At 48.3% G+C, this 11033-nt stretch carries 7 protein-coding genes and 1 pseudogene; all 8 read left to right on the forward strand.

All coding sequences use genetic code 11. The features are described 5' to 3' along the window. Positions 1 to 498 precede the first annotated feature (498 nt). Positions 499 to 1992 (forward strand): xylulokinase, encoded by a 1494-nt coding sequence (gene xylB, locus HW560_RS10270; protein ID WP_090904699.1) that lies wholly within the window; start codon positions 499 to 501, stop codon positions 1990 to 1992. Between the two features lie 307 nt (positions 1993 to 2299). After that, a complete protein-coding gene (locus HW560_RS10275; protein WP_373564982.1) occupies positions 2300 to 3016 on the forward strand; it encodes a glycosyltransferase family 2 protein in 717 nt (238 codons plus the stop codon). Continuing rightward, positions 2982 to 3500 (forward strand): annotated as a pseudogene (locus tag HW560_RS34395) (hypothetical protein); the annotation flags it as partial. The gene HW560_RS10275 and the pseudogene HW560_RS34395, both read left to right, overlap by 35 nt. A 429-nt stretch (positions 3501 to 3929) precedes the next feature. Then, entirely contained in the window at positions 3930 to 5003 is a 1074-nt protein-coding gene (locus HW560_RS34400; protein ID WP_373564995.1) for a glycosyltransferase, read from the forward strand. A gap of 233 nt (positions 5004 to 5236) precedes the next feature. Further along, a complete protein-coding gene (locus HW560_RS10285) occupies positions 5237 to 5869 on the forward strand; it encodes a bifunctional 4-hydroxy-2-oxoglutarate aldolase/2-dehydro-3-deoxy-phosphogluconate aldolase (protein ID WP_090904701.1) in 633 nt (210 codons plus the stop codon). Positions 5870 to 6028: 159 nt separating this feature from the next. Beyond that, positions 6029 to 6979, forward strand: a complete 951-nt coding sequence (locus HW560_RS10290) for an alpha/beta hydrolase (protein ID WP_256222506.1) — start codon at positions 6029 to 6031, stop codon at positions 6977 to 6979. A 203-nt stretch (positions 6980 to 7182) separates the two neighbouring features. Next, positions 7183 to 9582, forward strand: coding sequence for a YcdB/YcdC domain-containing protein (locus HW560_RS10295; protein ID WP_179262989.1), 2400 nt, complete (start codon positions 7183 to 7185; stop codon positions 9580 to 9582). A gap of 200 nt (positions 9583 to 9782) precedes the next feature. Beyond that, complete coding sequence (locus HW560_RS10300) at positions 9783 to 10910, forward strand: transglutaminase domain-containing protein (protein ID WP_090904703.1); 1128 nt, start codon at positions 9783 to 9785, stop codon at positions 10908 to 10910. Positions 10911 to 11033: the final 123 nt, after the last annotated feature.

Genomic DNA, 11033 nt, shown 5'->3' on the forward strand with positions numbered 1-11033 from the left:
ACGAATACGTTTTGCCTGTAGTGACGCTTGTGCAGGAGTATAACAAAGTGTGCACGCCAGCATAGCCTAAGCTTGTACCACGGAACGCCTGAACAAGCATGACATTCGGACCGTCCCCGACTTTCCCCTGGGAAGGCGGGGACGGTTTTTTGATACCTAAGCCAATGATACATGAGTGACCTACAGGCGTATCAAGGTTTCATTTATAACCAATGACGAATCAAGGTCATTGGATCAATCTTTCCGCTATAAGAACGAGTACGTTTTTACTGTTTTGATATAAATGTTTGTCTAAGATGGTGCATGCAGAACGGAGTGAGCAGAAAGGACCCGGAGGAAGCAAAGCGGTCGCATTTATCCCCGGATTTCTCCCTTGCTAAAGGGTATAAAGGAAATCCGGGGGTAACGGCGATCCGAGGGTTTTCTGATCACGGAGTGCCCACATGAGCATCAAAGTTTCATTTATACAATCCTGTTACAAACGAGAGGAGTTAACTCATGAGTTACGTAATTGGTGTCGATCTGGGAACCAGCGCAGTGAAAACGGTGCTGGTTAACCGTGAAGGAAAAGTGGCATTTGAAGCGTCCGAGGCTTATCCGCTGTACCAGCCCAAAGCTGGATACAGTGAGCAGAACCCCGAGGATTGGGTAGAGCAGACAATTGTTTCACTGCGCAAATTGCTGGAGGTGTCCGGCGTGCATCCTTCGGAAATCGAAGGGCTGAGTTTCTCCGGACAGATGCATGGATTGGTGCTGGTGGATGCCGAGGGTAAACCGCTGCGCAATGCCATCCTGTGGAACGATACACGGACAACGGCTCAGTGCCGTCGCATTGAGAAAGTACTGGACGGGAAATTGTTAAGTATTGCCCGTAACCGTGCGCTCGAAGGTTTTACTCTGCCCAAAATCCTGTGGGTACAGGAGAACGAGCCGGAATTGCTGCAACAGGCCGCTCTGTTCCTGTTACCGAAGGACTATGTGCGGTATCGCCTGACAGGTGATTATGCCATGGATTATTCGGATGCAGCGGGCACTTTGCTGCTGGATGTTGCAGGCAAGCAGTGGAGCAAGGAAATCGCGGAAGCTTTTGAACTGCCGTTATCCTTGTGCCCACGACTTGTGGAGTCATTTGAGGAAGTAGGCACATTGCTGCCTGAGATTGCGGATCAAACCGGACTTGCAGCCGCTACGAAAGTATATGCAGGCGGTGCGGACAATGCATGCGGAGCCATCGGTGCAGGCATTCTGAGTGAAGGACAGACGATGTGCAGCATCGGAACGTCCGGGGTAGTGCTTTCCTATGAAGAGCGTAAAGATCTCGATTTTGAAGGCAAAGTGCACTTTTTTAACCATGGCGAGAAAGATGCCTTCTATATTATGGGAGTAACGCTTGCGGCAGGATACAGCCTGTCCTGGTTCAAGGATACGTTTGCAGCGGACAAATCATTTGATGTGCTTTTGCAGGGCATTGATGCGATTCCAGCGGGAAGCAACGGGTTGTTGTTCACGCCTTATATCGTTGGCGAGCGTACACCGCACCCGGATGCAAACATTCGTGGCAGCTTTATCGGTATGGATGCCGGTCATAAGCTGGAGCATTTTGGACGTGCAGTGATGGAGGGCATTACGTTCTCTCTGCGGGAGTCCATCGATATTCTGCGTAACGCTGGCAAAACGGTCAACGAAGTGATCTCCATTGGTGGTGGTGCCAAAAATGAAGCTTGGCTGCAAATGCAGGCCGATGTCTTCAATGCAACCATTGTGAAATTGGAAAGTGAGCAGGGCCCAGCAATGGGCGCAGCCATGTTGGCAGCTTATGGCTGTGGGTGGTTCCCATCTTTGCAGGACTGTGCAGCAGCATTCATTCGTCCTGCCAAATCCTATACGCCTAACCCGGAAGTGGTTAAGGTATATGATGAACTGTTCGCGCTGTATCAGGATGTGTACGGGCAAACACGCAGCCTGAATGACCGTTTGGCCGAGTACCGTTAATTCAATGTTTTCGGGTAGGGTAATGACTTAAGGTCATTCAATATGAATTCAGTTAAATATTAAACCAATGAAATATTACATTAAGGAGGCACCTGCGAAAGCGGGTGCCTTTTTTGTCGTTGTCCGGAGAAAAGAAGGACATTTCGTTTTTGAAGGTTCCTAAACGTCATGAAAGGTTTCCCTGCCAGACATAACCCTGTTCCAGACGCGCATAGATTAAATATTGAGGTTAGTAGAGGTTCAGCCAATTAATTATCCATAACACATCAGTTATTACGTGTGACAGACTCAGCCTGGAGGTGTGGAGTTGGAAGATCGTGAAGAAACCACAAGGCCGCATGTCACCTTGTCCATGATTGTCCGCAATGAAGAGCACAGGTATCTCAGACAGGCGCTCGAAACTCACCGACCGTGGATTGATCGTGCAGTGATTATTGACGACGGCAGTACGGACCATACCGTCGCTTTATGCCAGGAAATGCTGGAGGGAATTCCGCTTACGTTGATTGTGAACCCGGGCTCCCTGTTTGCAGACGAGGTAAGTTTACGCAAGCAGCAGTGGGAGACGACGGTGGCTACCGGACCGGAATGGATTTTAAACCTGGATGCGGATGAAATTCTGACAACCGATTTTGGTGCTGTTCGGAATCAACTGTTGAGTGGAACGGAGGACGCCATTTATTTCAGGTTGTTTGATATGTGGAGCGATACACATTACCGGGAAGACCCATATTGGCAGGCTCATGCGTATTATCGGCCATTTCTGGTCAGATACCGCCCGGAATGGACCTATGAATGGAAGGAAACTCCGCAGCACTGCGGCCGTTTTCCGCTAACGATTCAGCATTTTGCCTATGGATGTCATTCCCCTCGGGTGAAGCATTATGGCTGGGCGCGTGCAGAGGACCGGATTCGTAAATATGAGCGCTATCAGGAACTTGACCCGGATGCGAGATATGGCTGGAAGGAACAGTACGAGTCCATTTTGGATGCAGAGCCAAGACTTCTGCAATGGTCGGAATAAGGGAAGGAGGACATTAGATTTGAAGAAGGAAAAAGAAAAAGGCAAAGAAGAGCCAAAGGAAAAGATTCTTATCGCCAGCCCTGTTCGGCAGACGGCAGCGGTACTCCATGAATTTCTCCAGTCCCTGGAATCGCTTGAGCGAACGGCGGTAACAACCGACTATCTGTTTGTGGACGATAATGAAGAAGAAGCGGCATCCAATATGCTCCATGAGTTTGTACTGCGGCACGAAGGCAACCTTATGGATGCGAATGTAGATAAAGCAGATCTTAATCAGGGAAAAGGAACATACAACAAGGACGAGGGCGGGCACTATTGGCGCGACGAACAGATCTGGCGGGTAGCGGGTCTGAAAAATCGGATATTGGCATATGCCCGTGACCAGAAGTACGATGCCGTATTCCTGATTGATTCCGATCTCGTCCTGCATCCACGCACATTGGAACAGCTTGCATCGAACAAAAAGGAGATCATCTCTAACATCTTCTGGACACGATGGCAGCCGGGCACAAGGGAAATGCCACAAGTCTGGTTGCAGGATGAGTACGCCCTGTTTCGCAAGGGAGGCAAACGAAATACAGGGGAGGAAGCAGAAGACGAGGGTAGACAAACGGATGCATTCCTGAGGCAATTGCGTACCCCGGGTTGTTATGAAGTGGGAGGCCTGGGGGCCTGCACCCTTATTCGCAGCAATGTATTGGAGTCCGGGATTTCCTATAACCAGATTCCGAATGTATCTTTCTGGGGAGAAGATCGCCATTTTTGCATCCGTGCTCAGGCGTTGGGGTTCCGTTTATATGTGGATACACATTATCCGGCCTATCACATCTACCGACTATCGGAATTGCCTGGAGTAGCGGCTTATAATCGCAGAGCCAAACGCGGAGAGGAATCGATCCGTATTTCGCTGTGTATGATTGTGAAAAATGAAGAGGCTTCCCTCGCCAGATGTCTGGACTCGGTTAACGGGATCGCTGACGAGATTGTGATTGTAGATACGGGTTCGACGGACCAGACGCGTCAGATCGCAGCTCGTTATACGGACCGCATCATCGATTTTGAATGGGTGGATGATTTTGCGGCAGCAAGGAACTTTGCTTTTGAACAAGCAACAAGTGAATATATATTATGGCTGGATGCAGATGATGTGTTTGAACCGGATGATCGTGTGAAGCTCATTGAATTGAAGCGTTCCCTGGACCCTGCTGTGGATAGTGTCACGATGGATTATCATCTGTCCTTTACGGCGGAGGGAAAGGTCTCATATAGTCTCAGGCGAAATCGGCTGGTGCGGCGGGATCGGAATTATCGCTGGATTGGTGCAGTGCATGAATATCTGGAAGTCGCCGGTCATCTGCTGCATAGCGATGTGGCAGTCACGCATAAGAAAGATAAGGAATACACGGATCGCAATCTAAAGATTTATCGCAAACGCGAACAGGCAGGGGAGGAATTCTCTCCGCGTGATTTATATTATTTTGGCAATGAATTGAAAGACCACGGGCATCTTGAAGATGCGGTGCAGTACTATGGAAAATTTCTGGACACCGGGCTGGGATGGGTGGAGGATCAGATTGCGGCATGCCAGAAGATAGCTGATTGCGAAGCAGCGCTTGAACGTTCGGAAAAGGAAATCTCGGCATTGCTGAGATCCTTTGCCTTTGATTTGCCGAGGGCCGAGATTTGCTGCCGATTGGGTGGATATTTTGCCGATCGTGCCGATTACCGCAAAGCCATATACTGGTATGAACAGGCGACCCGCGCCGTACGCCCGACCGATCCAATGGTAGTATTGAATGAGGCTGCCTGGACATGGATGCCGCATTTACAATTGTGTGTGTGTTATGACCGGATGGGTAATCGGGCGAAAGCCAAAGAGCACAATGACATTGCTTTGATGTACCATCCGACACATCCCAGCATGTTGTATAACGATCGGTATTTTAAGGATCTTGAGAAAGATAATAGTGTGCTGGAAAAAGCCTAAAGCAAACCTCTCTTTTGGAATAAAGAGGATGGATAATCCCTTTTCCATGGAGAGGTTTTTGTGTTTCTATTTAACTGTCTGCTGGAAACTTGGATGCACACTCTCTCACAAGAAATTGGATCAAATGATTACATCCAGGGGACGATATGCTTTACAATAGTGACTAACGGAAAAGCGGTGATAACGAATACTTGTCTTCGGCTGCCGAATCTATGAAACAAGGGGAAGTTGGCATGAATCTGACGGAAGTATTATTGGAATCGAGATTGGTAGCTATTGTACGTGGTATTAGCCGGGAATCTGCTCAGGCAGCAGGGCAGGGGATGACTGATGGGGGAATCCGTCTGATGGAAGTGACGCTGAACACACCTGGGGCACACGATATTATTGCAGACTGGCGTGCAAGGCATGAGGGTAAGGCTTATATCGGAGCGGGCACGGTACTCAATGTGCAGATGGCCAAAGAAGCCGTTGCAGCGGGCGCTCAATTTCTCGTGTCTCCTAATGTCGATCTGTCCGTTATTGAATATGCTGTAGAACATGGCGTGGAGATCTGGCCCGGAGCGATGACTCCAACGGAGATTGTGGCTGCCTATGAAGCAGGAGCAAGAGTGGTGAAGCTGTTCCCCATGGCGAGTCTGGGCATTCCGTATTTACGTGAAATCAAGGCACCACTAAATCATATTCCACTGCTTGCAACAGGCGGAGCAACACTGGATAACATTACGGATTATTATGCTGCGGGTGCGGCGGCAGTGGGGCTTGGAAGTGCACTTTTGCCACGAGAAGCACTTGCAGCAGGGAATGATGAGCATATTGCTACTTGCACTCGTGCTTTTGTGGAAATAGCGAAAATCAAGGATTGAACCTTGAAGCCAACGCAAGTGGATTACACTCATCAGGTTATATATTAAGAAGTGCTTCTGAACCAAATAGATAATATAAGAAGTGATGTGGATTAACGTCCTGTTAACCTTGCTGTCGTATGATGGAGTCAGGCCAGAAAACGGAGAGGAGTGACACCAGTGAAAGCTAAAACGATGATTGGCGGGATGATTGCGGTTGCCGCGGTAACTGCGGGTGGTTTATGGAAGGCAGCGGTGAAGAGTCAGACCCCCAAAAAGATTCCGATTACGCTCACACCGCCCATGCCATTTGAAGATATAACCTTCGAGAGTGGAGGCGGGCGAGTCCATGGCTGGTTCATTCCGGCTGGAGCTCATGTCCCGAAGCCTTGGCCTTTGATTATTATTGCACATGGATGGGGCTCCAATCGATCACGTGTCCTCCGTTATGCTCGTCCCATTTGGGAAGCAGGTTATGCGCTCTTTATGTACGATGTTCGAAGCCATGGAGCCAGTGATCCAGTTAAAGCAGCTTCAGCTTACCTATTCCGCGATGATCTGCTGTCAGCATTGCAATATACATCCTCACGGCCGGAAATTGATCCAGCAGCAATCGGTGTGCTTGGGCACTCCTTGGGCGGACTAGGCACGATCCTCGCTGTGACGGAGGGTATTCCTGTATCTGCGGTGATCACGGACTCCATGCCATCCCAATTCGAGGTTATCGTCAGTTCGGAGCTGAGGCGCCGGCGTCTGCCTCTGTTCCCCCTGGCCCAGCTGATTCCACGAATCTGGTTCTGGCGGCTTGGTGAATCTCTGAAAACATATCGCCAGCGTGATCCAGTCATGCTGCTGAATGAACGGCGGAAAGGCATGCAGCTGCCGATGCTTATGGTACATTCCAAAGGTGATAACTTTATTCCACCGAGCGAACTTGAATATTTTATGTCCAAAGCGGACCCGCCCGTGGAGCATCTGTGGGTCAATAGCGGTGGCCATAGCTGTTCAGAGGAGGATCCTGCGTTCTGGAATACGGTGATTCCCTTCTTGAAAACTCATGTACAGGTGCAGGCTCAGTCCAATGAATCTGTTATACCGAACGTCAATATAGAGAAAATTCAGCCCACTTGATGCTCAGGCTGATCCTCGAAACGCCAACCCGGTTGGCGTTTTTTTGCTGTTTCTATACAATATGCAGAAATTCACATTTGTAAAATTGTTGGGAAAATGACGATTAAAAAGGAAGCTTATGGTATCATAGAATAGACTGGCAATATTCATGCGAGGTTATTTTGCATGCATCCTTGTATGAAATTGAAGGGAGAGGTCCAGATTTGAGTTTTGATTGGAATTTTAATGTGCGATTCAAAATGTTTACAGCCAAAGCGGCTACAGCAGCCATGGCAACTTTGCTTCTGGCATCACAGACACCAGGGTTTGCAGGCAGTGCGTCGGCAGCGACAGCGGAACAGGTAACAGAATCGGCAGCGGGGGAAACGGAACAACCACTTGGATTAACAGACAACGAGGTGCCTGAAGGAGCCAAAATCTCCTCCAAGCAAGCCAGCGAGAATATACTGAAATTATTTCCATTGTTGAAAAAGGCGACGATTGCATCCGTACGATTCGATTCACCGAACTCTTATCCACCGCCGGATTACAAGGCGTGGGAGATTGGCTTTCAAATTGTCGAAGGAAATCATACGATGGGATTCAGCGCAACGGTTCATGCGGGCACGGGGGAAGTACTAAGCGTACATTTGCCTTCTGAATTACTGGATAAGCAGTCTACTGATTCTGATGTCAAATTGACTAAAGACGAGGCTGAGGTGTATGCAGAGGCATTACTGTTCAAAGCTATTCCCGGATTGAAAGAAAATGAGTTTGCTTCTCTTGGAGATGTGTATCAATCTACTGCACAGCAATCTTTGTTTGGCAGAACGGAATATCGATATGGCTACCAGCTCAAGCATGAAGGTTTGTTGTCTGAGGCAGAGACGATCTACATAAGTGTGGATGAAAGTGGCTTGGTGACAGGATATTCAAGAAGTACAACCGGAGCTGAATATCCTTCATCGAAGTCGGCAGTATCGGAAGAGAAGGCCAGTCAACGATTTGAGGAGCAATTTGATGTACAGCTCGCTTATATCTCGACTGATCGTCTATCTTCGCCCAAAGGACAAAAGTATTATCTTGGTTATATGCCGAAGAATTCCAGCATGGTTCCGCTGGATGCTAGTACACTGGAGCCGATTAACGAGATGACTGGAAAAGCTATTGGTGATGAAGATTCTTTACAGCAGAATAAACCTTTAAAAGGAAGTGTAGCTCCTTTTGTCGCAGCGAACGGTCAGAAATTAAATGCACAACAAGCCGAGAACATAATTAAAAAGAACTTTGATATTCCGAAAGGTTACAAGTTGGAGCATAGTCAGTTAAGCAAAGGTGAGTATGCAAGTCCTAACAATCAAGTATGGAGCCTGAGCTGGAGCAATCGAAATGCGAATGTATCCTACATGTTCATGAGAGATATTTCAGCACAGGTAGATGCGCTTACTGGACAGATTTACAGTTACAGCTTGTATCAGCGGGTGGAGCCGGGTGCTGCGCAGGAGAAACCAGCGGATGAGAATGAGACTAAGTCCGTAACCCGGACACAAGCCGAGAAACTTGCAATCAATAAGGTGATTGCATTGGTTCCGAGTGCATCAGAACAATTCCGGTTGTCCAGTGTGCTTGAATTTGAAGGTGCACGTACATTTATGTTCCAGCGCTATATGAACGGAATTGCGGTTATGGATGATACAGTGCAAGTACAAGTCCTGAAGGATGGAGCCATCAACGAATTTTATACAAGGATTGCTGCAACGCCTGAACAGTTGCCTGGAAACACCAAACCAGCCATCAGTTATGAAAAGGCAAAGGCAACCTATCTGGAAGCATTCAAGTTAACACTGGCTTACTCCCGCTACGGTGGTTATGCCATGAGTACCGGTCAGGTCGTTCCCTCGGCTGTAAACCTGGTTTACCAGCCTACACGAGATGGAAATTCGATTTCCGCCAGTTATGAAGTACTTGATGCTAATACTGGAGAATGGAAGTTTTTATATGGTAGCGGAAGTGCCACTGCGAATGTTGAACCTAGTGATATTTCAGGTCATGTGGCGGAGGCTGCACTTCGGAATATGACTCAACATGCCGTAATTCTTGCAGATGAGCAGGGTCGTGTATTCCCAGACCGGGTCATCACAAAGGGTGATTGGTTTACCTATCTGGCAAGAGCGGTCAACCCGAATATGGATATGTATTACAGTGGAAACGGGAGCGAGAAGCTATATGCTGACATTACCCCAGAGAGCTCTTATTACCAAGCTGTGCGGACATTGATCGATCAGCGCTGGTTAGCGGGTGCCGACTCTGAAACGAAGCTAAATCCAGAAGAGGAGATGACTCGTGAAGAGCTGGCGGTATTGCTCGTGCGCATTTTGCGCTATGAGAAATTAGCCGGATTCTACACATTGCCATCGGATCTTCCCAATCTGGCAGATGCCAGTGCGGTCAACAACAAGGGAGCTGTCTCCCTCAGTATCAAGCTGGGATTGTTGCCGTCGATCGAAGGACGCTTCATGCCTGCACGCAAAGTGACGGTTGCCGAAGCGGCTCAGGTCTTGGAACGTCTGGCCAAGCTTCAGGGCAAGACGGATACCTTTATGAGCGGAAATCGTTTATATTGATTGGAGTTTGTTGCATAATTGCCCGGAAGAGTCATATGATGAGGATAACGGGGTAGGTTAGGTTTGTTTTACTGAAGACAGAGGGGCCTTCTGCGGAGGGTCTCTTTTGATGCTTTTCGACAAAACTAGAAGCCTGCCGTCAATCCCTTTTGTGATACAATGAGGCATGAGAACTTTGCAAAGAGAGGTGGTATCCTTTCATGGGCAAGCACGGAAAACGAGTGATAACCCTGCTACTGGCTGGCTGTCTCGTCGCTGTGGCACTGCCACATGCAGTCGATCTGGATCAGCTGTATGCGGCGTCGGGAACATCAGACATATCCACGAATACGGATCTGCGCGAGACGTTGCTTACCGCGATGTCCCAGCGAACGGAGGAACTTGTTTTTACATACAAAGGCAATGTGAAAGGCCTCAAAAAACAGTTGCAGAGCTCCATTGACGAAGCAATGACCAGTGATCCCTATATTCAATATACCGTTAAAAGTTACGCATTTAATTATAAAGGCTCCAATGTATCCGCAGAGGTACATGTAAAGCTGGCCTATCGGGAAACGAAGGAGCAGACCGATTATGTGAACCGTAAGGTGACCAACGTGCTGAAAGAGATTATCGTGCCCGGTATGACGAATCATGAGAAAGTTAAAGCCATTCATGACTGGATTGTACTTAACCTTTCCTACGATACATCCTTGCAGAAATATACTGCATACGATGGACTTGTTACCGGCAGTACTGTATGTCAGGGCTATTCATTGCTGGCTTATCGCATGCTGGAGCAGGTGGGTATAGAAAACCGGATTGTGGAAGGAACGGCTGGTGAGCAATTACACGCCTGGAATCTCGTCAAGCTGGATGGCAAGTGGTACCATATGGATACGACGTGGGACGATCCTACTCCTGACCGTAAGGGTAAGGTAAGTCATAATTATTATTTGCTCAGTGATGATGAGATGGCACGTGACCATGTCTGGACAGCTAAAGGCAAGTATCCTGCTGCATCTGCTCCCTATCGTGAAGCTTTGCAAACTTTGGTGAAGGCGGGAGGAAGCAAGGCAACCGCGTACCAGAAGCTGTATCATACACTGGAATACTCGCTCTACGACGAAAGTGATGCGATTAGTGGTCATGCCGCGCTGAAAACTAAAGTTCAGAGTGTGCTCAAGGATGGCGGAACCTCGCTGACTTTCAGATACAAGGGTACTGAAACGGGGCTAGTGGAGGATTTGCAGGATTTGTATCAGCTTGGCATGAAGTCGATATCGTATTACGTGTCCAACATGGAGGATACTGTCGATCTGCGTGTGAAAATTACCTGGACCATGTAATATGTAGCTTGGACTATTCCAATCGTAAATTGATGTTGTTATTTTACAGGGACGCTTCCGAAGAGGAGCGTTCTTTTTTTGCTGTGAGCATGTTGCATTACTCTATTCCACCGGCTATTGGCG

Source organism: Paenibacillus sp. E222 (assembly GCF_013401555.1).
In the GTDB taxonomy this organism is placed as follows: Bacteria; Bacillota; Bacilli; order Paenibacillales; family Paenibacillaceae; genus Paenibacillus.

What these genes read in the sequence shown, in the direction of transcription:
- HW560_RS10285 (WP_090904701.1), top strand. Translation starts at nt 5,237, where the DNA reads ATGAATCTGACGGAAGTATTATTGGAATCGAGATTGGTAGCTATTGTA.
- HW560_RS10300 (WP_090904703.1), top strand. Translation starts at nt 9,783, where the DNA reads ATGGGCAAGCACGGAAAACGAGTGATAACCCTGCTACTGGCTGGCTGT.
- HW560_RS34400 (WP_373564995.1), top strand. Translation starts at nt 3,930, where the DNA reads ATGATTGTGAAAAATGAAGAGGCTTCCCTCGCCAGATGTCTGGACTCG.
- xylB (WP_090904699.1), top strand. Translation starts at nt 499, where the DNA reads ATGAGTTACGTAATTGGTGTCGATCTGGGAACCAGCGCAGTGAAAACG.